This is a genomic window from Streptomyces sp. NPDC031049 (genome assembly GCF_055571015.1).
On record NZ_JBVIGC010000007.1, the window covers coordinates 335,174 to 356,557 of the forward strand.

The window sequence follows — 21,384 nt, forward strand, 5'->3', positions numbered from 1 at the left end:
GGGCGGCGGCCTTCCCCTCCGGGGTCGGGGCGGTGTGCGGGACCCCGGGCGGCCCCTCCCTCGCGGGAGCGGTCCGCCCGGGGCCGGTGGCACCGTGCGGTCAGAGGCAGAGCAGGACGCTGGCCGCGCTGATGCAGGACAGCAGGCTGACGGTGCTGTTGCCGCCGCCGTCGGTGCGGGCCTCGGACTCCATCGCCTGCAGGTCGAGAAGCGCCATGGTGTTTCCTCTCGTCGATGTGATCGGACGCGTCGTGACACGTCCGGAGCGGTTTCCCGGGGGAGCCCTCCCGAGGCTTTCCGGGGAGACCCCCCGAGGTCTTTCGGGGTGTTTCCGTTCCGCCCGTGGGGACGGGGTGGTGCACGGCTCCGTCAGCCGGCGGAGCCGCGTTCGTGGGGCCGCGGTGGCGGCAGGAACGGCAGGTGCGCGGCGCGGCCGGGGCCGAGGGCCGCCGACAGGGCCAGCAGACAGCCCGCCGTTCCGGTGGCGAGGTCCATGGAGAGCCGCATCATCTGGTGGCCGGGGAAGGCCAGCTGCCCCTGGTAGGCCATCACGTACCAGCCGAGCCCGGCGATCTGCCCGGCCAGCCGCGGGGACACGGCGCCCGGGGCGGCGGAGCCCGGCGCGTCGGTGCGGCTCAGGTGCAGGATCATCCCGGCGCGGCCCTGGAAGAGGCCGGGCTGGGCGTAGAAGCGTGAGGTGGCGGCGGTCCGGGCGCCCCGGCGGGCCCGCGCGAAGTCCTCGCCGCCGTCCGGGACATGGACGAGCAGGTCGTCGAGGACCGCGCCGACCCCCACCCCGCCGTCGCCGAGATAGGGCAGGGTCCGCCAGCCCTCGTCGACCTCCAGGGCGCCGTCGTGGCGGGTCACGCAGCACGCCAGGTCCCGGCGGAGCGCCGTCACGGCCGCGTCCAGCAGCGTCCGGTCGCCGGTCCGCTCGTACTGCCGCAGCAGGAACAGCGCCGGTCCGCTCGCGCCCCGCAGCAGCCCGGCCCGCCGCCGCGGCGCCTCGGGCAGGGGCTCCGCCAGACGCCGTACGAGGATCTCCGCGGCCTCGGCCGCCCGCTCGCCCAGCTCCCGCTCCCCGGTGGAGCGCGCCAGGTCGCCGAGGACCAGGCCGAGCCCGGCCAGGCCGCCGTACAGATCCGAGGAGAGGTTCTGCCAGCGCTCGCGCAGGACGCCGTCGACCAGGTCCAGCGCCCGTTGCCGGTGCCCGAGCCGCTCCAGGACGTGGGCGACGCCGGCGAGACCGTCGTACAGGCCGAGCGGTGTGCCCGCCGGGGGCGGACCGGTGCGGTCCAGCAGCCAGCGCTCGCCCTCCTCGTACCGCTCGGCGCCGCTTGCGGCCAGCGCGTACAGCACCCCGGCCGCGCCGTGCGCGAGGCCGAGGCCGCCGCCGTCGGAGAACTGCGCGATGTCGCCGGGGAAGAGCCGGTCGGTGCGGTCCGGGGTGGCGGAGGCCAGGATCGCCTTGATCATCGAGTCACGGCTGTAGGGCCAGTCGCCGGGCTCGGCCGGGGGCGCGGAGCCCAGCCGCGCCGCGCCGGTCCCCGGGGACGGCCGGTGACCGGTGCCGGGCGTCCGGCCCGCGTCCGCCGCCCCCGCCGGTCCCGGGTCCGCCCCCGCCGGCTCCAGCTCCGCCGCCTCCGGTTCCGGGTCGCGGGTGATCTCCGCGACCGCCTCGTCCAGGAACGCCCGCGGCACCTGCGGGAACTGCTCCCGGACCACCTCCGCCAGATGGGCCGCCTTGCCCCGGTCCACCACGAACAGCGTGGTCACCGGCAGGAAGAGGGCGAGCCGCAGACAGGCCAGCGCGTAATGGTCCACGTCGGTGCCCCGCCGGTCGGGCGGCGCGAAGAAGCCGGGGTGGGCGACGACCTGGCGGCCCCTCTCCTCGACCAGGGCCGCCGCCTCGAAGTCCAGCAGGAACACCGACTCCTCGTCGGGCGCCACCATGATGTTGAAGACGTGCAGGTCGTTGAAGACGATGCCGCGTGCGTGGACCGCCGCCACCGCCTCCTCCACCCTGCGGTGGACGCGCAACGCCCACCGCGTGTACGCGGCGACCGCCTCGGGGTCCGGGTCGGGACCCAGCAGCGGGTGCCGCTCGGCGAAGAACGCGTTGAGCGGACGGCCCTCGACGAAGTCCATCACCAGGAAGCGGTGGCCGCCCAGCTCGAACCAGTCGCGGACCTCGGGCACCACGCCCGTGCCCGACACCCGCTCCAGCGCCCGCCTCTCCCGCTCCAGGCGCGCCACCGCGTCCGCTCCGTCGGCGGCCAGGCCCGCGTGCGGCCGGCCCTCCTTCAGCACGACCTTGCGGCCGTCGCGGGTGTCGGTGCCCGCGTAGACGCCGCCGCCGTTGGAGAAGTGCAGCGCCTTCTCGATCCGGTACGGCAGCTCACCCACCGTCGTGGTGTTGCGGGCCGCCAGATGCGGCTCCAGGAAGGACGGCAGCGTCACCCACTCCGGCACCTGGAACGACGGCGTCCGCCGGTCCGGCACCAGCCGCCCCGCACCGTCGCGCACCGCCGGCACCAGCGAACCCCGCTCGTCGACGACGAAGGAGCGCGCGAAGGCCCCGTAGCGGACGTAGAGCGGACCGTCGTGCCAGCGCAGATCGGTGAGGATGTACGGCCCCTCGAAGCCCTCCAGCAGCGCCCCCAGCTCGCGCAGCACCTCGTGCAGCCGCGCCTCGTCGGCCGGGTAGACGGTGACGAACTTGCCGCTGCCGTCCCGGGGCGCGTACTTGGTGTTGCGCAGGTGCAGCAGGTCAGGGCCGGGCACGAACTTGAACGGGATGCGGCGCGGCACGCAGTAGTCCCACACGATGCCGGCGATCTCCTCCGCGTTCGCCCGGGTCGCCGAGGCGTGGATCTTCCAGCCCTGGGCCGGGCCCGGCAGCGGTGCCCCGTCCGGGCCTAGCGGCGTCATGGTCAGCCAGTCACCGGTGCGCTCCGCCGACCAGCCCTCCGGCACCGTGCGGCGGGCCGCCTCGAACCGGCGCCCGGCGTCCGCCGTGCCGCCGGCCAGCCGGTCCGGTGTCTCGTAGAAGTACCGGTCCGCGAGCGCGTACACCTCGTACCGCTTGTCCATGCGCGTCCCCCTCCTCGGGCGGCTACGAGCCTTCCAGCCGGGCGGCGGCCCCGGACAGTCACGCCTGTCACGAGAACGGCGTGCGGAACGCACCCGTCAAGACATGTTCGATCCGCTTTCGAACCCGTGGCGGTCGTGGTGCCGAACGCCCGCAAGGGCTGCGCGAACGCCCCATACGCGCTGTAATGGCGGCGTGGTCGGTGAGGGCGCTGCGGGACGAGGAGCGGGAACGCCGCGTGCCGCCGAAGCGCTCGGTGCGCTCGCCTCCGCCCAGGACGGTGCCGACCGCACCCACCGCGTCCTCGAACAGGCCCTGGTCTTCGCCGGCGCCGCCTTCGCCGCCCTCTACGCGCCGGGCGAGGACCGCGAGCTGCTGTGCCTGGCGGAGTCGGCCGGAGTGCCGCGCACCCTGTACGGGGTGCGTGACGTCTACCCCGCGGCCGGCGGCTCCGCGGTCGCCGAGGCCCGGCGCGCCAAGAGCCCGGTGTGGCTCGACGCCGCGGACCTCGCCGGCAGCGCCGAGTCGCGGCGCGTGCCGGGGGGCGGCTTCTCCCTGGCCGCGCTGCCGGTGCCCGGCGACGGCGACGCCGGCGGCTGTCTGCTCGCCGTCACCGAACGCCCCGGCGGCTTCGCCGACGAGGACCGGGCCTGCCTGGAGCTGATCGCCGAGGCCGTCGTCTGCCCGGCCCCGGGCACGGCCGCCGACGGCGGGGAGCTGCCGCCGGACGCCTTCAGCCTCGCCATGGACACCGGACGGGTCGAGGTCGGCGACGGCATCCTGCGCCTGTTCGGCCTCGACACCGGCGCCTTCGACGGCAAGGTCGAGACGCTGCTCGCCCTGACCGTGCCCGAGGACCTGCCGTCGCTGATGTCGGTGACGGAGGCCGACCACATGACCATCGGCGACCGCGAGCTGGAGTTCCGGGTGCTCCAGCCCGACGGGCCGCCGAAGTGGCTGAGGCTGCGCGGCCGGCTGCTGCCCGGCGGCGAGGGCCGGCCGGCCCGCCTGGTCGGCACGGTCGCCGACGCCTCCACTCTGCGGCCCGACGTCACCGATGTGGCCCGCGTGCAGCGCCTGGCCGCCGCGCTCGCCACCGCGGGCACCGTCCGCGACGTCGGCCAGGCGGTGGTCGCCGCGCTGCGCGCCCCGCTGCGCGCCGACCGGATCGCCCTGGCCGAGCTGGAGAACGACCGGCTCGTCGTCACCGTCCTCGACCCGCCGGAGCCGGAGTCCTGGCCCGACCTGTGGCGGCTGGAGTGGCGCACCGAATGGCCCGACGCCCCGGTCCGGGCCATGCCGACGCTCGCCGCGGCGCTCCGCGAGGGCCGCGCCCGGATCTGGCCGGCCGGCACCGGCGACCTCGAACCCGCCCTCGCCGAGGTCGGCCCCGGCGGCCTCGCCGTCCTGCCGCTGCCCGCCGGCGGACGCATGGCCGGCGCCTGCCTGATCGGCTGGGACAGCCCGCACGTCTTCGGCCCCGACGAACGCGCCCTGCTCACCGCCTCCGCCGGTCTCGCCGGACAGGCCCTGATGCGCGCCCACGCCTTCGACGCCGAACACGAACTCGTGGGCATGCTCCAGCGCCAGCTGCTGCCCCGCCGGCTGCCCCGGCTGCCCGGCGCGGTCGCCGTCGCCCGCTACCTGCCCAGCACCGCAGGGCTGGAACTGGGCGGCGACTGGTACGACGTGATCCCGCTGCCCGACAACCACGTCGCCCTCGTCATCGGCGACGTCCAGGGGCACAGCGCCGGCGCCGCCACCCTCATGGGCCAGATGCGCACCGCCCTGCGCGCCTACGCCGTCGAGGGCCACCCCCCGGACGTGGTGGTCTCCCACGCGAACCGGCTGCTGGTGGACATGGAGACCGACCTCTTCGCCACCTGCACCTACGTCGAACTGGACATGGAGGAGGGCTTCGCCTGGTGCGTGCGCGCCGGGCACCTGCCGCCGGTGCTGCGCCACCCGGACGGCCGGACGGAGACCGCCGAGGCGGAGGGCGGCCCGCCGCTCGGCGTCCTGGCCCAGGCCGACTTCCCGATGAACCCGCTGCGGCTCCAGCCCGGCACCCTGATCGCCCTGACCACGGACGGCCTGGTGGAGTCCGCCGACGCCGACATCGACGAGGGGATGGACCGCTTCGCCCACGCCCTCGCCGCCTGCGACCCCGCCCACCCGGGCCTCGTCGCCGACGCCCTGCTCGGCAACGCCCGCCGCAGCGACGACGTGGCACTGCTGCTGGTGCGCTACGACGGCATGGCGCTGCGCCCGCTGCGCGAGAGCTGGACGGTGTGGCGGGTCCCCGAGGCGGTGTCCCACGCCCGCCGCTTCACCCGGCGCACCCTGCGCTCCTGGGACGTGTCCGGGGACGACATCGACAGCGTCCTGCTGGTGGTGTCCGAACTCGTCACCAACGCTCTCGTGCACACCGACGGCAAGGTCCGGCTCGACCTGACCCTGATCGGCGGCCGGATGCGCGTGGCCGTCGCCGACGCCTCCCCGCGCAGCCCCGCCAAGCCGACCAGCATCGGCTGGGAGGCCACCGGCGGCCGGGGCATCCTCCTCGTCGAGGCCGTGTCGGCGGCGTGGGGGACGCTGCCGGTCAGCGGCGGCAAGCAGGTCTGGAGCGAGATCCCGGTCAGCCGGTGACCGTCCCGGCGACGGACAGGTGACACACCGCGCCACCGGGTACCCGGCGGGTGAACCGGACCGATAACCGTCAGGAGGCATGCCATGACCCAGTACGTCCGCGACATCATGACCGGCGACCCGGTGACCGTCGAACCGCAGACCTCGGTCCACGCCGTCGCCCGGATCATGCGCGACCAGGACCTCGGCGCCGTGCTGGTGACCGACGGCGACGAACTGCGCGGCCTGGTCACCGACCGCGACCTGGTGATCCGCTCCCTGGCCGACGGCGGCGACGTGGACCAGATCACGGTGGCCGGCGCGTGCAGCGACGACGTGGTCACCGTGCGCCCCGACGAGGAGCTGGACCACGCGATCCGGCTGATGCGCGAGCACGCCGTGCGCCGCATCCCGGTCGTCGACGAGGGGCAGCACCCCGTGGGCATCGTCTCCCTGGGCGACGCGGCCATGGAGCGCGACCCGGAGTCGGCGCTCGGCGACATCAGCGTGGCCCGGCCCAACCCCTGAGGCGCCCGAGCGGCGTTTGACCTCGGCGCGGCCCGGGAACCCGCACCGCCGGAGCGGCCCTTCTCGAGGGCCGCGGTGCGGGGGCCGGCCGCCGGTCCGGTGACGGCCGCGGGCGGCCGGAGCCGTGCGGAGCCGTCCGGAGACAGAGAGAACCGGAAACCGTCCGGAGACAGAAAGAAGATGAGATCCGTGACCACGGACGCCAGTGAGAAACCCGTCGCACGCCGCCCGGAGACCGGCTGGTCCGAGGCCCGCCGGCTGCGCGGAAAGAGCGTGCTGAGGACCTGGGTCCCGGCCGTCGAGGACGGCACCGCCCCGCGCGCGCCCCGTCCGGGCACGGAGCCGAACATCGTCCGCGGCGAGGACTGAGCCGCCGAGCCGGGGAACCCGAGCCGCTGAGCGCGACGGCCACCCCGTAGCCGACCGCCGCACCGGTGCAGGGAGGATCGGACCATGAACCTCCTGGTCACCGGTGGCGCCGGCTTCATCGGCTCCCGCTACGTCCGTCTGCTGCTCGCCTCCGACCCGCCGGGGGCGCCGCACGTCACGGTGCTGGACAAGCTCACCTACGCCGGCACCCTCGACAACCTGGAGCTGGGCCACCCCCGGCTGGACTTCGTCCACGGTGACGTCTGCGACGCCGGACTGGTCGACAAGGTGATGGCGGAGACCGACCAGGTGGTGCACTTCGCCGCCGAGTCCCACGTCGACCGCTCGATCCGCACGGCCGCCGACTTCGTGCACACCAACGTCGCGGGCACCCAGACCCTGCTGGACGCGGCCCTGCGCCACGGCGTGCGCACCTTCGTGCACATCTCCACCGACGAGGTGTACGGCTCGGTCGGCACCGGCCGCGCCGACGAGGAGTGGCCGCTCAGGCCCAGCTCGCCGTACTCCGCCTCCAAGGCCTCCGCCGACCTGCTCGCCCTCGCCCAGCACCGCACCCACGGGTTCGACGTGCGGATCACCCGCTGCACCAACAACTACGGCCCGCACCAGTTCCCCGAGAAGATCGTCCCGCTGTTCGTGACGAACCTGCTCGACGGCGGCCGGGTCCCGCTGTACGGCGACGGCGCCCACGTCCGCGACTGGCTGCACGTCGACGACCACTGCCACGGCATCGAACTGGTCCGCACCCGCGGCCGGGCCGGGCAGGTGTACAACCTCGGGGGCGGCACCGAGCTGACCAACCGGGAACTGACCGGCCTGCTCCTCGACGCCTGCGGCGCCGGCTGGGACCGCGTCGACCACGTCGCCGACCGCAAGGGACACGACCGGCGCTACTCGGTCGACTGGAGCAAGGCCCGCGACGAACTCGGCTACCGCCCGCGCCACGATTTCGCCGCCGGGCTCGCCGCGACCGTCGCCTGGTACCGGGAGAACCGGTCCTGGTGGGAGCCGCTGAAGCGACGGACCGGCCACGACGGTGCGAGGTGACCGTGCGCCTGCTGCTGATGTCCGACACCCATCTGCCCGTCCGCGCCAGGGAACTGCCCGCCGGGCTGCTGGCCGAACTCCCGCGCGCCGACGCCGTCGTGCACGCGGGGGACTGGGTCGACACGGCCACCCTCGACCTGCTGGAGAGCCGCAGCCGCCGGCTGGTCGCCGTGTACGGCAACAACGACGGCCCCGGCCTGCGCGCCCGGCTGCCGGAGGTGGCGTACGCGGAACTGGGCGGCCTGCGCTTCGGCGTCGTCCACGAGACCGGCCCGGCCAAGGGCCGGGAAGCGCGTTGCGCCGCCCGCTTCCCCGACCTCGACGTGCTGGTCTTCGGGCACAGCCACATCCCCTGGGACACCACCGCCGGCACCGGACTGCGCCTGCTCAACCCCGGCTCCCCGACCGACCGGCGACGCCAGCCGCACTGCACGTACATGACCGCCACCGCCGCCGGCGGCCGGCTCACCGACGTCGTGCTGCACCGGCTGCCGCCGCGCACCCGGCGCCCGGGCGGCTGAGCCCCCGTCCCGGTGCGCCGGGGCCGCCGGTGACCGGGGCGTCAGCCGGCGGACGGGCCCCGCCAGTCGGCCGGCACCCGCCCGAGACGCACCCGCTGCGGATGGTCGCCGACGGGCACGGACACCGACTTCTCGCCGGTGGCGAAGTCGATCGCGGTGACCCGGTCGGCGCCGCTCTCGGAGACGACGCAGTGCCGGCCGTCGCCGCTGACCGTGGCCCAGTAGGGCTTGGCGGCGGGCACCAGCGGCCCGTGGGCCAGGGACGCGCGGTCGACGACCGTGGCGTAGTCGTCCATGGTGCCCGCCACGCACAGCTTGGCGCCGTCCGGGCTGACCGTGATGCCGTGGTGGCGGGAGTCGTTGACCCAGGTGGTGCGGTCCTCGCTGGTGGCGGGGTTCTTCGGCAGGGTCTTGGTCCGGGTGATGCGGTCGCCGGCGACGTCGTACTCGAAGAAGCCGTTGAAGAAGGAGACCTGGAAGTAGAGCGTGGACTCGCCGGGTGAGAAGGCGGCGGGCCGGACGGCGTCCGAGTGGTCCTTCAGCCCGATCGCGTCCAGTCGCTCCCGCATGTCGATCACCCTGACCGGCCGGTACGTCGTCGCGTCCACGACCGTGATACGCCGGTCACCCTTGGTCCAGTCCAGCCAGGGGGCGTCCAGGGCGGTGTTGACCTCGCCGATGGACATGTTCCACAGGTACCTGCCGTCCGCGGTGAAGACGTTCTCGTGCGGCTTGTCGCCGGTGGCGAACGAGCCGAGCTGCTCGCCGGTCACGATGTCCAGCACGTGGACGGTGTTGGAGGTCGACGCCGACACCGCGACCCGCCTCCCGTCGGGCGAGACGGCCATGTGGTCGGAGCGGTGGCCGGAGACCGGGAACCGCCAGTTGACGCGGCCGGTGGCGAGGTCGAGGGAGACCACGTCGGCGAAGCTCGGCCGGGAGACGACCACCGACCGGCCGTCCGGCGTGGCGTACATGTCGTCGACGAACTGGTCGTGGCCCTCGCCGACGCTGTTGCGGATGGCGTGGAAGTAGATCCACCGGATCGGATCGGCGTTGATCTCGGCCATCCGTTCGGCCTTGTCCGGGATCACGTCGATCCGGCCGATCCGCGCGAAGTCGCCGGTGGACCTGAGGACGTCGGCGGTGCCGTCCCAGTTGTTGCCGACGAACAGGACCTCCCGGAGGGCGGCGGGGGCGTCCGGTGCGGCGTGGGCGGCGGTCGCGGGGGCGGCGAGGACGAGTGCGAGGGCGGCGCCGAGAGAACGGAGGAAGCGGGACGGGCGGACGGGCATGGGGACGCTCCTTGGCCTGGTCTTGGCGAGCGCATGACAATCAGTCCACGGCGGGAGGCTTAGGGGGAGTGGGGCTTGCCGGAGAGTGCTTACTGGAAAGTAAGGAGCGGGCGTGCTCCAGCACAAGGCCGTGCACACGACAAAATCGCGGCGACGGCTGTGCCGGCGGCGCCGGGAGGGCCGGCGACGGGCAGACCGAGGCGGCACCTCCGGCCACCGGGGCGCCCCTCGCCACCGGGGCACGCCTCGCCACCAGGGCACCCCTGGCCACTGGGGCACCCCCGGCCACCGCGGGTGTGCCACCGTGCCGGTGCGCAGCGAGGCGGCGGGCCTGCCGCCCGCCGAACGCGCCGCCGCGACCTTCCGCCCGTACGCCGCCGTCCGACGCCCGCGATCACTTCCTTCCGCTGGGACGCTCCCGCGCGCCCGTCACTCGTCCCAGGCCTGGATCATGGTCTGATCGACGATCTTGCCGTCCCGCAGCGACACCATCGACTCCGCGAGGACCCGCACCCCGTCCGGATAGGCGCAGGACTCGGCGTAGGCGACGCGGTCGCCCTGGACGATGCACTCCTCCAGCTTGTGCGACATGTCGCGGCTGTAGACGTCGTCGAGCATCTCGGCGATCTCGTCGCGGCCGTGCAGGACCCGGGGATGGCTGGGCTGGGTGTTGCGGTCCACGATGCGCACTTGCGCGTCGTCCGCGTAGAGGGAGACCAGGTCCGCCACGGTCCCTCCTTCGAGGGCCCGGCGGAAGGTCTCGGTGTCGAATCCCGGCGATGCCGTAGTGCCCATGACGACCTCCTTCGAAGGTCGCGGCCCGACTGCGGCTGCGGGCCGCTCGGGGCTTCTCCTTCGAGACTCCTCCGCCCGGGCGGGCCTGGCAAGCGCGGCCGGGCACTGCGCCTGTCGGGTGAGCGGTGCTCCGGCCCCGTGTCCGGAAACGGCCGCCCGGCGTTGCTGAGTACATGATCTCAACACGACGTATCGTCGCAGCCGTTGGCCTCGCCGCCGGGGTCACCGGCCTCGTCGCGCCCACGGCGGGCGCGGCCGACGCGGCTGCCCAGGAGACCGGCGGAATCAGCGTGACGGGGACCCTCGACTCGCTCGCCGCCGGCGACATCCCCGCCGAGCACCGCGACGAGGTCCTGCCGCCGTCCGCCCAGCTCAACCGGCTCAACGACGTCAACCAGCTGCACCAGGTCACCGGCCTGGTCTCGCCGCTGTTCGGCCTGGTCCCCGCCATCCACTGACGTCCACTGACGAGGGGCCCCGCGTGCGGGCCCGAGGGCCGTCCCGACGCGGGGCGGCCCTCACCCGTGTCCCCGGGCCGCGTCCCCTTGCCGATCAATCGGACGTAGGGTCGGAGGGCAACGGGACAGCGGCCGACGAAGGGGTCAGCACCATGGCGCAGGAAGTACGCGGCGTGATCGCACCGGGCAAGGACGAACCGGTCCGCATCGAGACGATCGTCGTGCCCGATCCCGGACCGGGCGAGGCCGTGGTGCGCGTCCAGGCCTGCGGCGTGTGCCACACCGACCTCCACTACAAGCAGGGCGGCATCAACGACGACTTCCCCTTCCTGCTCGGCCACGAGGCCGCGGGCGTCGTGGAGTCGGTGGGACAGGGGGTCACGGACGTCGCGCCCGGCGACTTCGTGATCCTCAACTGGCGTGCCGTGTGCGGCGCGTGCCGGGCCTGCCGGCGCGGCCGGCCCTGGTACTGCTTCGACACGCACAACGCCGCTCAGAAGATGACGCTCGCCGACAGCGGCCGGGAGCTGTCCCCGGCCCTGGGCATCGGCGCGTTCGCCGAGAAGACGCTGGTCGCGGCCGGACAGTGCACCAAGGTCGACCCGGCCGTGGCACCGGAGGTCGCCGGTCTGCTCGGCTGCGGCGTGATGGCCGGGATCGGCGCGGCGGTCAACACCGGCTCCGTGGGCCGGGGCGACACGGTCGCCGTCATCGGCTGCGGCGGGGTCGGCGACGCCGCGATCGCCGGCTCCCGGCTGGCGGGGGCCGCGCGGATCATCGCCGTGGACATCGACGACCGCAAGCTGCGCACCGCCCGCACCATGGGCGCCACCCACACCGTCAACTCCCGTGACACCGACCCGGTCGAGGCGATCCGGGAGCTGACCGGCGGCTTCGGCGCCGACGTCGTCATCGAGGCGGTCGGCCGGCCGGAGACCTACCGGCAGGCCTTCTACGCCCGCGACCTGGCCGGCACGGTGGTGCTCGTCGGGGTCCCCACCCCGGAGATGACCCTGGAACTGCCGCTGCTGGACGTCTTCGGCCGGGGCGGCGCGCTGAAGTCCTCCTGGTACGGCGACTGTCTGCCCTCCCGCGACTTCCCGATGCTCATCGACCTCCACCTCCAGGGACGGCTGGATCTCGCCCAGTTCGTCACCGAGACCATCCGGCTCGACGAGGTGGAGAAGGCGTTCGAGCGGATGCACGCCGGTGACGTCCTGCGCTCGGTGGTGGTGCTGTGATGACCGCCCGTATCGAACGCGTCGTCACCTCCGGGAAGTTCGCCCTGGACGGCGGCACCTGGGACGTGGACAACAACGTCTGGCTGGTCGGCGACGACGACGAGGTGATCGTCATCGACGCCGCCCACGACGCCGACGCGATCGCCGCCGCCGTCGGAGAGCGGCGCCTGACCGCCATCGTGTGCACCCACGCCCACAACGACCACGTCAACGCGGCCCCCGCGCTCGCCGAGCGCACCGGCGCCGTCATCTGGCTGCACCCCGACGACCTGCCCCTGTGGCAGCAGACCCACCCGGACCGGGAGCCCGACGCCTGGCTCACCGACGGCCAGGTGATCGAGGGCGCCGGCGCCGACCTGACCGTCCTGCACACCCCCGGCCACGCCCCCGGCGCGGTCTGCCTGCACGACCCCGGCCTCGGCGCCGTCTTCACCGGCGACACGCTCTTCCAAGGCGGCCCCGGCGCCACCGGCCGCTCCTTCTCCCACTTCCCGACGATCATCGACTCCATCCGGGACCGCCTGCTCACCCTCCCGCCCGGAACACGGGTCCTCACCGGCCACGGCGACCCGACGACCATCGGCGCCGAGGCCCCGCACCTGGACGAGTGGATCGCACGCGGGCACTGACACCCGGGAACACGGGCACCGACACCCATAAAAGGCGACAGGAGATGTCCGGCTCACCCGGCATTCTCGTTCCCGGAGCCACACCACCGACGGAACAAGGAAACGGGAGGCCGGACATGTCACGTCCGCTGGAGGGCAGGGTCGCACTGGTCGCCGGGGCGACGCGGGGAGCCGGGCGGGGCATCGCCGTCGAACTCGGCGCCGCGGGCGCCACCGTCTACGTCACCGGGCGCAGCACCCGCGCCCGCCGCTCGGAGTACGACCGGCCCGAGACCATCGAGGACACCGCCGACCTGGTCACCGAGGCCGGCGGCCGCGGCATCGCCCACCCCGCCGACCACCTCGACCCGGACCAGGTCCGCACACTCGTGGAGCGCATCGCCCGCGAACAGAACCGGCTCGACGTCCTCGTCAACGACATCTGGGGCGGCGAGCACCTCTTCGCGTGGGACAAGCCCGTCTGGGAGCACGACCTCGACGACGGGCTGAGACTGCTGCGGCTCGCGGTCGAGACCCACGCCATCACCAGCCACCACGCCCTGCCGCTGCTGCTGCGCCGTCCCGGCGGCCTGGTCGTCGAGGTCACCGACGGCACCGCCGAGTACAACGGCGAGCACTACCGGAACTCCTTCTTCTACGACCTAGCCAAGACCTCCGTGCTGCGCATGGCCTTCTCCCTCGGCCACGAACTCGGCCCCCGCGGCGCCACGGCCCTCGCGCTCACCCCCGGCTGGCTGCGCTCGGAGTTCATGCTCGACCACTTCGGCGTCCGGGAGGACAACTGGCGCGACGCGCTCGCCGCGGAACCGCACTTCGCGATCTCGGAGACACCCCGCTACGTCGGCCGCGCCGTCGCCGCCCTCGCCGCCGACCCGGACGTGGCCCGCTTCAACGGCCGGTCGCTCTCCAGCGGCGGCCTCGCACGGGAGTACGGCTTCACGGACCTCGACGGCAGCCGCCCCGATGCCTGGCGCTATCTCGTGGAGGTCCAGGACGCGGGCAAACCGGCCGACGTCACCGGCTACCGCTGACCGACGCGAGCGGCCACCACGGACGGCAGCGGGCCCGCGGGCTCGGCATCACCTGAGCCCGATCAGCGCCCTACCGCTGCTACATCGGGGACCGCACCCACGAAGCAAAGCGCTGACCAGGGGCTGCGTCGTCCCGCCAGTACCTCAGTACGGTCTCGTGCACGACCTCGAACCGCTCTGCGGCGATGAGGCAGGAGACGGGCTCCCGACCGCCCGCGTCCGCTTCGAACGCGACGAGGACCGGCGGCTCCCCACCAAGCCGGCGAGCGATCCGCATCAGCTCCTCGTTCGTCGGCACACGGAACATCGGATCGTGAAACGTCGCCGGACAGCTGACGAAGGCGGGATCACCGAAGACCAGCTCCAAGCCATGGTGATACGTGAGGTCATGTCCGGCCGCCAGGCGGAACTGACCAGCGTTCCAGGTGATGACGTCCCAGTCCCACCAGGACCCCGCGGGGAGCTGGATGCCACCCTGCTGGCGTTCCTTGTCCACCCTCAGCCCCTCAGCGCGTTCGAACAGCTCGACAGGCTACATAAGAAACGGGCCGCGTCGTATGTCACCGTTCGGTCGCGGTGCGCCGGTGCGGGCAACCGATGGTGCCCCGGGCGGGTCTAGCAGGCAGGGGACCGCACCACGCGGGACGTTCCACCCACCGCCCACTACGACGCGAAAGGCCGGCCGGTCATGGGGGAGACACGCAGACGGGGAGCCGTCGCACTCGGAATCACGGCGCTGGTGGCGCCGCTCACGCTCGCGCTGGGCGCCACGCCCGCGCAGGCCGCCGCGAGCTGCACCACGAAGGCCGGTCCGCACCAGAAGCAGGTGGAGAAGTTCCTCGGCCGCCCGGTCGACGGCAAGCAGTCCGCGGCCGACTGCAAGGCGATCCGCGCCTTCCAGACCAAGCACGGCATCACACCGAACATCGGCTACGCCGGGCCGATCACCTGGGGCGTGATGGACCTCATGCGCAAGCAGAAGGCCGTCGGGAAGAACCCGAACAAGGACGGCAGGTGCCCGGTGAACAAGGGCCGCATCGCCTGCGTGAACCTCAGCCTCCAGCTGAGCTGGGTCCAGGACGGCAAGAAGCTGGTGTACGGCCCGGTGCCGGTCCGTACCGGCCGCGACGGCCACGAGACCCGCACCGGGCTGAAGAAGATCTACTGGCGCAACATCGACCACCACTCGACCCTCTACGACGTGCCGATGCCCTACAGCCAGTTCTTCGACGGCGGCCAGGCCTTCCACTCGGCCGGCGTCAGCATGTGGAACCCGCCGGGCTCCCACGGCTGCGTCAACATGACGAAGGCCGACGCCAAGAAGTACTGGTCGCTGCTGAAGAAGGGCGACGACGTCTACGTGTACGGTCGCAAGCCGGGCACCTGACCGCAGCGACGGGGCCGCTCGGCGCTGTGCGAAGGGTCACGTCCGTCGGTGCGGGGCGCGAACTCGCCGTTGTTCCTTGCCAGATGGACGTGACCAGAGACACGGTCCGATATGTCCGATTGACTTGCCGCTACTCACATGACCTTCACCTTCGGCATCGTATGCTTCACAGCATGTCCACCACTGTTGAACCCTCCTCCGAGCGATCGGCGGCCGAGGTCAACGAGGAGATCCGGGCCCTGTGGCTCCGGTCGGGCGGGACACTGAGCGTCGAGCAGCGCGAGGAGTACCAGCGCCTCGTCATGGAGTGGGCCGCCGTGGCCCCCGAGTCCGGGCGAGCCGCCTGACCGGCGCACCGCGCTCCTCGTAGTATCCGGGCGCCCGACCTGGGCACTCCCATGCTGAGGGTGCCCTTCTCGCTCTCGCCTCAGCCGTCCTGTACGGCGTCGTCGACTTCGCCGGCGGCCTGCTCTCGCGCCGTGTGCACTTCACCGCGGTCACCTCTCTCGGGCAGGTCGGCGGTCTGCTGCTGGCCTGCGCCGCCGCGTGGCTGTTCGCCACCGGCCGGGTCCACGTCACGGACCTGCTGTGGGGCGCCCTGTCCGGCGTCGGCAGCGGCTGCGCCATGCACTTCCTCAACCGAGGCCTGAGCCGCGGCGCGATGAGCGTGGTGGTGCCCGTGAGCGCCGTCACGGGCGTCACTGCTCTCCGAGCTCTGCGGAGTCCTCGTCCTCGGTGACCGGCCCCACACCCTCGCCTGGGCCGGCGTCGTCGTCGCCGCGCCCGGGCTGGTCTCCGGAGGCGGTGCCGCCGGGCCGGGCCCGCGGTCACCGACGGCCTGCTCGCCAGTGCAGGCGTCGCCGTGCAGTACCTCGCCCTCGGCCAGGCCGGTCCCGACAGCGGTCTGTGGCCCGTGGCCGCCGGCCGGGTCGCCGCCGTCCTCGTGCTGATCCCGGCCGTCGCCCGGCACACCGCGTGCCTCCGGCTGCCGCCGCGCCGGTGCGCCGAGGCGCTGCTGATCGGGGCGGCGGTGGCCACGGTGCTGCTGACCCTGGGCTGACCGGTCAGCCCCACAGGGCCGAGTATTGGCGCCGATAGGCGCTGCGGTCCTGCTCCGCCCTGATCCAGCGGGTGGCGACGAGGGCGATCACACTGCCGGCGACGATCAGCAGGCCGGGGCCGAGGTTGCGCCGGTCGGCCAGGCGGGCCAGCAGCGTCCCGGCGTCGATGCCCGTCACCGGAGCCGGCGCCCCCGGCGAGGCGTCCCCCGGCCGGGCCGCCCCGTCGGAGCCGGGCGCCGCACCGCCCTGACCGGAACCGGAACCGGAGCCGGAACCAGAATCGGAGCCGGCACCGGACCCCGACCCGGCGACGAGCAGCCGGACGCCGAGCGACTCCATGGCCTCCTGGACCGGCTGGAAGAACGTCGTCCCGCCCCCGGCGCAGTCACCGTTGCCGCCCGAGGTCACACCGAGGGCGATCCCCTCGGAGAACATCGGCCCACCGCTGTCCCCCGGCTCCGCGCACACGTCCGTCTCGATGAGACCGGTCACCGTGCCCTCCGGATAGTTCACGGTCGCGTTCAGCGCCGTCACCCGGCCGTCGCGCAGCCCGCTGGTGCTGCCGCTGCGGAACACCCGCTGCCCGACGGACGGTTCGCCCGCACCCGTGATCCGCACGCCCTTTCCGCCGCCGACCGACACCACGTCGGCGGCGTCGCCCGCCTCCCCGTTCGCGTACTCCACGAGGGAGAAGTCGTCCCCCGGGAAGCTTCCGGCGACCGTCTCGCCGACCTGCCGGTCACCGCCCGAGTCCGAGAACCACACCGACCCGGTCGGACCGCAGTGACCGGCCGTGAGGATGAACTCGCTGCGCCCGTCGGTGACGTTGAACCCCGCCGAGCAGCGGCCCGCCGTCGACAGGATCGGCAGCGCGCCGTTCAGCCGGGTCGTGAACGCGCCCCCGACGCGCTCCATGCGCACGAAGCCGCCGACGCCCTCGGCGACGTCGGTCAGCCGCGACCAGTCGGCGCGCGAGACGGTGCTGTCGCCCCGGACCACCACCTCGTTCGACCGGTAGTCCACCATCCACGCGGTGCCCGCGACCCGGGGCGCCGAACGCAGGCTCTCCGTCGCCGACCTCAGCTCCCGCATGCTGTGCCGGACGACCTTCGCCTCGGCCCCCGCCCGGCGCACCTCGGCCGCCGCCGCGTCGTCCGTGACCGCCACGACCGGGCGCCCGTCGTCGTCGACCCAGTGGCCCGCGGTGCGGGAGGTGCCGAGCCGTCGCACCAGGTCGGCTCCGGTGCCGGCGGCCGGTCCGGCGAGGGTGCGGGGGGCGGGGGAGGCGCCGGGGGGCTCGCTCGCCACGGCGCCGGTGACCATCGTGGCCCCGAGCAGCAGCCCGCCGGCGGCGGCCAGCCGTACCGCTCGCCGGACCAAGCGTCGTCGTGCGTGCCTCATGCGTGTGCTCCCGTAGCCGGTCGCGCGGCGTCGGCGCCGCGGGGCCCCGCGCCAGACCGAGTGCCCTCACTCCATACGCGCGCAAGGACCGCGGCGTTCAGCCGCACCGGCCCCCCGCGCGTGGTCCCCCGGTCCTCCGCGCGTGGTTCCCCGGTCGCACCGCGTCCGCCTATCTTGAGGCCCATGACCAGCATCCGGCACGACGACCGCGGCGAACCGAACCCGCTCACCGCCCTCACCCTCGACCGGCTCCGGCGCCGTACGAGCATGAAGTGGCGCACCTACCCGGAGGACGTACTGCCGCTGTGGGTGGCCGAGATGGACGTGCCGCTCGCCGAACCGGTCGTCCGGGCCGTCACCGAGGCCATGGAACTCGGCGACACCGGATACCCCGCCGGCACCGCCTACGCCGAGGCGCTCGCCGCCTTCGCGAGCAAGCGGTGGGGCTGGGACGGCCTCGCGGTGGAGCGCACCGCCCTGGTGCCGGACGTCATGCTGGGTGTGGTGGAGATGCTCAAGCTGGTCACCGGACCGGGCGACGCGGTGATCGTCAACCCGCCGGTGTATCCGCCGTTCTACGCGTTCGTGTCCCACCTGGACCGGCGGGTGGACGAGGCCCCGCTCGGCGCGGACCTGCGGCTCGACCTCGACGTTCTGGAGGAGTCCTTCCGGCGGGCCACCGCGGACGGCGGACGCGCCGCCCACCTGCTGTGCAGCCCGCACAATCCGACCGGCACCGTGCACACCGCCGAGGAACTGGCCGCCGTCGCCGCGCTCGCCGAGCGCTACGGCGTCCGGGTCGTGGCGGACGAGATCCACGCCCCGGTCGTCTCCGGCGGCACGCGGTTCGTGCCGTATCTGAGCGTGCCGGGCGCCGAACGCGGCCTCGCGCTGATGTCGGCGTCGAAGGGCTGGAACCTGGCCGGTCTCAAGGCCGCGCTCGCCCTGGCCGGGCCGGACTCCGCCGCCGACCTGGCCCGGATGCCCGAGGAGGTCGGGCACGGCCCGAGCCACGTCGGCGCCCTCGCCCACACCGCGGCCCTGCGCGACGGCACCGCCTGGCTGGACGCCCTGCTGGCCGGCCTCGACGACAACCGGGAACTGCTGGCCGGGCTGCTCGCCGAGCATCTGCCGGGCATCGGGTACCGCCCGGCGCCGGCGACGTTCCTGGCCTGGCTGGACTGCCGCGCGCTCGGCCTCGGCGACGACCCGGCGGAGGCGTTCCTGCGCCGCGGCCGGGTGGCGCTCAGCTCCGGGCTGCCCTTCGGCACCGGCGGGGCGGGGCACGTCCGGTTCAACCTGGGCACGTCACCGGAGCTGATCGAAGAGGCGGTGCGGCGGATGGCCGCGGGGGCGGCGGCCTGACCCTCGTGGCCGCCGGCGGCACCGCCTAGACTGCCCGACCATGGACGAGGCCACGCTGACCCGGCTCGGCACGGGCAAGTACCTGCTGCTCACCAGCCATCGCAGGAACGGCACTCCGGTCGCCACGCCGGTGTGGGTGGTGCCGGACGGCGACGGGCTCGGCGTGTGGACCGTCGCGGACTCCGGCAAGGTCAAGCGCATCCGCAACCGCGCCGACGTCCTCGTCGGACCCTGCGACGTCCGGGGCAACCCCACCGGCGACCAGTTCCCGGCGACGGCCGAGCTGTGCGACGCGGCCACCACCGCGCGCTATCGCCGGCTGATCGCCCGCAAGTACGGACTGACCGGCCGGCTCACCCTCCTGGGCAGCCGGCTGCGCCGCGGCCTGGACGGCACCGTCGGCATCCGTGTGACGGTGCCGCGGTGAGCACGGCGGCCGAGGGAGCCCTGACCTCCACCGAGCGGATGTTCGAGGCCGACCGGGCCTCGCGCGGTCTCGGCATCGAACTGCTGGAGCACGCCGAGGGCCGCGCCCTGCTGCGCATGGAGGTGACCGGCCGGATGGTGAACGGACACGGCATCGCGCACGGCGGATACCTCTTCCTGCTCGCCGACACCGCGTTCGCCTGCGCCTGCAACAGCCACGGCCCCGTGACCGTCGCGGCCGGGGCCGACATCGAGTTCGTGGCGCCCGCGCGCGAGGGCGACGTGCTGACCGCCGTCGCCGAGGAGCGCACCAGGTTCGGCCGCAGCGGTGTCTACGACGTCACCGTGCGGCGCGGCGACGAGGTGATCGCCGAGTTCCGCGGGCGCAGCCGGACGCTGCGGCGGCCCGGGCCGGGGGAGTCCGCCGGCCGTTGACCGCCCGTCAGGTCCAGGCCCGGTACGGCTCGTCGACCAGCTGGAACACCGGCTCGCCGCGCACCGGGTCCTTGGCCGTGGACAGCCGCACCCGGTCACCGCTGTGGATGCCGATGGGCGGGCCCATCACCCGGCCCCGCACCACGAAGCCCTCCGCCATCTCGATCAGCGACACGTTGCGCGCGGCGGGGGTGTTGCGGTGCACCACCGTCGAGTGGCGCACGGTCCCGGTGCCCTCGCTGCGCTCGGTGCGCAGATCGCTGCCCCGGCAGACCGGGCACAGCAGCCGGTGGTACATCGCCGTACCGCACCAGGTGCAGCGCTGGAAGACGATGGCCTCGGTGTCCGGGACCCCGGAGTCGAGCAGGCCCGTCGCGGAGCCGGCTGCCTGCTGAGCGACACTTCCTGAGTGGTACACGCTGGTCAACTCCCTGCACTCGGCCGGAATCCGCGTGCGCGGTGACCCGGCACGCGCGTGCGCGGTGCGTCGTGCCACCGTGCACGGGGCACAGCGTATGGCACTCAGTGCCACACGTAAAGGTACTCGGTACCTTCAAATGGGGACCGAATTCCGTCGGGTCGGACGCCCGCATCTCTGTAGGGGCGGCGCCACATCCTCGGGCTCATGGGCCGGCCGGTGAGGGCACGCTCGGGGTGCCGCGCCACCGGCGACCAGCAGCGCCAGGTGGCACTCGGTGCAGCCTACGGGGGTCCAGTGCTCCCGGCCGCGGACGGCTCCCGGTGATTGCCTACGATCGCCGTGAGCCAGCCCGAGGAGACCCGCATGCCCACCGGCCGCCCCCGCATCCTGTACGTCACCGACCTCGCCTACCCGGCGCGCGGGCGGCGCTACGGCGACGAGGACGTCTTCCTCACCTCGCGCCTGCGCGAGAGCTTCGACCTCGCGCTGTGCCACCCCCGGGACGCCGTCGCCCTGATGGACGCCTTCGACGCCGTCGTCGTCCGCAACAGCGGCCCGGTGCTGGGCCACCTCGACGCCTACGCGGACTTCCGGGCACGGGCGGCCGAGCGCGGCACCCGCGTGTACAACCCGCTCACCGGCAAGGGGGACATGGCCGGCAAGCAGTACCTGCTCGACCTCACTGAGGCGGGCCACCCCGTCATCCCCACCGCCGACCGCCCCGAGGACCTGCACCGGCTGCCGGAGGCCGGGCAGTACGTCGTCAAGCCGAAACTCGGCGCCGACTCCCTGGGCCTGCGCACGGTGCCCGCGGACCGGCTGTGCGAGACGGTGGCCGCCGAGGCCGGTCAGATCCTCGCGCAGCCGCGCGTCGACTTCTCCTACGAGGTCTCGTTCTGCTTCGTCGACTCCGGCTTCCAGTACGCGCTGTACGCGCCGGACCGGGACCGGCGCTGGCGGCTCGAGCCGTACGAGCCCACGGCGGAGGACCTCGCGTTCGCCCGCCGCTTCATCGACTGGAACGGCCTGGAGCACGGCATCCAGCGCGTCGACGCCTGCCGGGCTCCCGACGGCGGGCTGCTGCTGGTCGAACTGGAGGACCTCAACCCGTACCTGTCCCTGGACGCCCTCGACGAGGCGCGCCGGGACGCCTTCGTCGCGGCGATGACGGCGTCGCTGCACCGCTTCCTCGCCGCCTGAACCCGCGCGGTGCCACCCGGCTGCGGTGCCCGGC

The 21,384-nt window shown here is 73.8% G+C and carries 24 protein-coding genes; 17 read left to right on the forward strand and 7 right to left on the reverse strand.

The genetic code is table 11. The features are described from left to right. Nucleotides 1-100: 100 nt before the first annotated feature. Nucleotides 101-217: a SapB/AmfS family lanthipeptide gene (locus ACZ45Q_RS15160; protein ID WP_468260285.1), complete on the reverse strand. Its 117-nt coding sequence runs from the start codon at nucleotides 215-217 to the stop codon at nucleotides 101-103. 152 nt (nucleotides 218-369) lie between these two features. Beyond that, nucleotides 370-3,093: a class III lanthionine synthetase LanKC gene (lanKC, locus tag ACZ45Q_RS15165; protein ID WP_468260288.1), complete on the reverse strand. Its 2,724-nt coding sequence runs from the start codon at nucleotides 3,091-3,093 to the stop codon at nucleotides 370-372. A gap of 193 nt (nucleotides 3,094-3,286) precedes the next feature. Here lanKC and ACZ45Q_RS15170 point away from each other — a divergent pair, with 193 nt between their 5' ends. The 5 genes from ACZ45Q_RS15170 (at nucleotide 3,287) to ACZ45Q_RS15190 (ending at nucleotide 8,205) form a co-directional block, all read left to right on the forward strand. Continuing rightward, complete coding sequence (locus ACZ45Q_RS15170) at nucleotides 3,287-5,740, forward strand: SpoIIE family protein phosphatase (protein ID WP_468260291.1); 2,454 nt, start codon at nucleotides 3,287-3,289, stop codon at nucleotides 5,738-5,740. A gap of 84 nt (nucleotides 5,741-5,824) precedes the next feature. After that, nucleotides 5,825-6,247, forward strand: a complete 423-nt coding sequence (locus ACZ45Q_RS15175) for a CBS domain-containing protein (protein ID WP_468260294.1) — start codon at nucleotides 5,825-5,827, stop codon at nucleotides 6,245-6,247. A 189-nt stretch (nucleotides 6,248-6,436) separates the two neighbouring features. Further along, the gene (locus ACZ45Q_RS15180; RefSeq protein ID WP_468260386.1) at nucleotides 6,437-6,616 is read left to right on the forward strand and encodes a hypothetical protein; all 180 of its coding nucleotides are present in this window, start codon (nucleotides 6,437-6,439) and stop codon (nucleotides 6,614-6,616) included. A gap of 84 nt (nucleotides 6,617-6,700) precedes the next feature. Further along, entirely contained in the window at nucleotides 6,701-7,684 is a 984-nt protein-coding gene (gene rfbB / locus ACZ45Q_RS15185) for a dTDP-glucose 4,6-dehydratase (protein ID WP_468260297.1), read from the forward strand. A 2-nt stretch (nucleotides 7,685-7,686) separates the two neighbouring features. Continuing rightward, nucleotides 7,687-8,205 carry a metallophosphoesterase family protein gene (locus ACZ45Q_RS15190; RefSeq protein WP_468260389.1) on the forward strand — a complete coding sequence of 173 codons (519 nt, stop codon included), beginning with the start codon at nucleotides 7,687-7,689 and terminating at the stop codon, nucleotides 8,203-8,205. A gap of 41 nt (nucleotides 8,206-8,246) precedes the next feature. Here ACZ45Q_RS15190 and ACZ45Q_RS15195 read toward each other — a convergent pair whose 3' ends face one another. Further along, entirely contained in the window at nucleotides 8,247-9,500 is a 1,254-nt protein-coding gene (locus ACZ45Q_RS15195; protein WP_468260299.1) for a YncE family protein, read from the reverse strand. Between the two features lie 429 nt (nucleotides 9,501-9,929). Further along, nucleotides 9,930-10,295, reverse strand: a complete 366-nt coding sequence (locus ACZ45Q_RS15200; protein ID WP_468260302.1) for a nuclear transport factor 2 family protein — start codon at nucleotides 10,293-10,295, stop codon at nucleotides 9,930-9,932. Between the two features lie 173 nt (nucleotides 10,296-10,468). Here ACZ45Q_RS15200 and ACZ45Q_RS15205 point away from each other — a divergent pair, with 173 nt between their 5' ends. The 4 genes from ACZ45Q_RS15205 (at nucleotide 10,469) to ACZ45Q_RS15220 (ending at nucleotide 13,654) form a co-directional block, all read left to right on the forward strand. Continuing rightward, complete coding sequence (locus ACZ45Q_RS15205; protein ID WP_468260305.1) at nucleotides 10,469-10,753, forward strand: hypothetical protein; 285 nt, start codon at nucleotides 10,469-10,471, stop codon at nucleotides 10,751-10,753. A gap of 152 nt (nucleotides 10,754-10,905) precedes the next feature. Next, nucleotides 10,906-11,994: an S-(hydroxymethyl)mycothiol dehydrogenase gene (locus ACZ45Q_RS15210; RefSeq protein WP_468260308.1), complete on the forward strand. Its 1,089-nt coding sequence runs from the start codon at nucleotides 10,906-10,908 to the stop codon at nucleotides 11,992-11,994. After that, nucleotides 11,994-12,623, forward strand: coding sequence for an MBL fold metallo-hydrolase (locus ACZ45Q_RS15215; protein ID WP_468260310.1), 630 nt, complete (start codon nucleotides 11,994-11,996; stop codon nucleotides 12,621-12,623). Before ACZ45Q_RS15210 ends, ACZ45Q_RS15215 begins: the two co-directional genes overlap by 1 nt. A gap of 116 nt (nucleotides 12,624-12,739) precedes the next feature. After that, on the forward strand, nucleotides 12,740-13,654 hold the full coding sequence (locus tag ACZ45Q_RS15220) for an SDR family oxidoreductase (RefSeq protein WP_468260313.1): 915 nt from the start codon (nucleotides 12,740-12,742) through the stop codon (nucleotides 13,652-13,654). A 79-nt stretch (nucleotides 13,655-13,733) separates the two neighbouring features. Here the strand turns inward: ACZ45Q_RS15220 and ACZ45Q_RS15225 are convergent, their stop codons facing one another. Beyond that, nucleotides 13,734-14,150 (reverse strand): hypothetical protein, encoded by a 417-nt coding sequence (locus ACZ45Q_RS15225; protein WP_468260316.1) that lies wholly within the window; start codon nucleotides 14,148-14,150, stop codon nucleotides 13,734-13,736. A gap of 192 nt (nucleotides 14,151-14,342) precedes the next feature. Between ACZ45Q_RS15225 and ACZ45Q_RS15230 the strand changes: the two genes are divergently transcribed. The 4 genes from ACZ45Q_RS15230 (at nucleotide 14,343) to ACZ45Q_RS15245 (ending at nucleotide 16,101) form a co-directional block, all read left to right on the forward strand. After that, nucleotides 14,343-15,041, forward strand: coding sequence for a L,D-transpeptidase family protein (locus tag ACZ45Q_RS15230; protein WP_468260319.1), 699 nt, complete (start codon nucleotides 14,343-14,345; stop codon nucleotides 15,039-15,041). 161 nt (nucleotides 15,042-15,202) lie between these two features. Further along, the gene (locus ACZ45Q_RS15235) at nucleotides 15,203-15,388 is read left to right on the forward strand and encodes a hypothetical protein (RefSeq protein WP_468260321.1); all 186 of its coding nucleotides are present in this window, start codon (nucleotides 15,203-15,205) and stop codon (nucleotides 15,386-15,388) included. 134 nt (nucleotides 15,389-15,522) lie between these two features. Next, complete coding sequence (locus ACZ45Q_RS15240) at nucleotides 15,523-15,780, forward strand: hypothetical protein (protein ID WP_468260324.1); 258 nt, start codon at nucleotides 15,523-15,525, stop codon at nucleotides 15,778-15,780. A 123-nt stretch (nucleotides 15,781-15,903) separates the two neighbouring features. Continuing rightward, the gene (locus tag ACZ45Q_RS15245; RefSeq protein ID WP_468260327.1) at nucleotides 15,904-16,101 is read left to right on the forward strand and encodes a hypothetical protein; all 198 of its coding nucleotides are present in this window, start codon (nucleotides 15,904-15,906) and stop codon (nucleotides 16,099-16,101) included. Between the two features lie 4 nt (nucleotides 16,102-16,105). Here ACZ45Q_RS15245 and ACZ45Q_RS15250 read toward each other — a convergent pair whose 3' ends face one another. After that, entirely contained in the window at nucleotides 16,106-17,503 is a 1,398-nt protein-coding gene (locus tag ACZ45Q_RS15250) for a S1 family peptidase (RefSeq protein WP_468260330.1), read from the reverse strand. A gap of 183 nt (nucleotides 17,504-17,686) precedes the next feature. Here ACZ45Q_RS15250 and ACZ45Q_RS15255 point away from each other — a divergent pair, with 183 nt between their 5' ends. Genes ACZ45Q_RS15255 through paaI form a run of 3 tightly spaced genes read left to right on the forward strand, consistent with a single transcriptional unit; the run spans nucleotide 17,687 to nucleotide 19,729 of the window. Continuing rightward, nucleotides 17,687-18,868, forward strand: coding sequence for a MalY/PatB family protein (locus ACZ45Q_RS15255; RefSeq protein ID WP_468260332.1), 1,182 nt, complete (start codon nucleotides 17,687-17,689; stop codon nucleotides 18,866-18,868). A gap of 40 nt (nucleotides 18,869-18,908) precedes the next feature. Then, the gene (locus ACZ45Q_RS15260) at nucleotides 18,909-19,295 is read left to right on the forward strand and encodes a PPOX class F420-dependent oxidoreductase (RefSeq protein ID WP_468260335.1); all 387 of its coding nucleotides are present in this window, start codon (nucleotides 18,909-18,911) and stop codon (nucleotides 19,293-19,295) included. 38 nt (nucleotides 19,296-19,333) lie between these two features. Beyond that, on the forward strand, nucleotides 19,334-19,729 hold the full coding sequence (gene paaI, locus ACZ45Q_RS15265) for a hydroxyphenylacetyl-CoA thioesterase PaaI (protein WP_468260392.1): 396 nt from the start codon (nucleotides 19,334-19,336) through the stop codon (nucleotides 19,727-19,729). A 7-nt stretch (nucleotides 19,730-19,736) separates the two neighbouring features. Here the strand turns inward: paaI and ACZ45Q_RS15270 are convergent, their stop codons facing one another. Beyond that, entirely contained in the window at nucleotides 19,737-20,147 is a 411-nt protein-coding gene (locus ACZ45Q_RS15270) for a Zn-ribbon domain-containing OB-fold protein (protein WP_468260338.1), read from the reverse strand. 366 nt (nucleotides 20,148-20,513) lie between these two features. Between ACZ45Q_RS15270 and ACZ45Q_RS15275 the strand changes: the two genes are divergently transcribed. Further along, nucleotides 20,514-21,350 carry an ATP-grasp domain-containing protein gene (locus tag ACZ45Q_RS15275; RefSeq protein ID WP_468260394.1) on the forward strand — a complete coding sequence of 279 codons (837 nt, stop codon included), beginning with the start codon at nucleotides 20,514-20,516 and terminating at the stop codon, nucleotides 21,348-21,350. Nucleotides 21,351-21,384 lie beyond the last annotated feature (34 nt).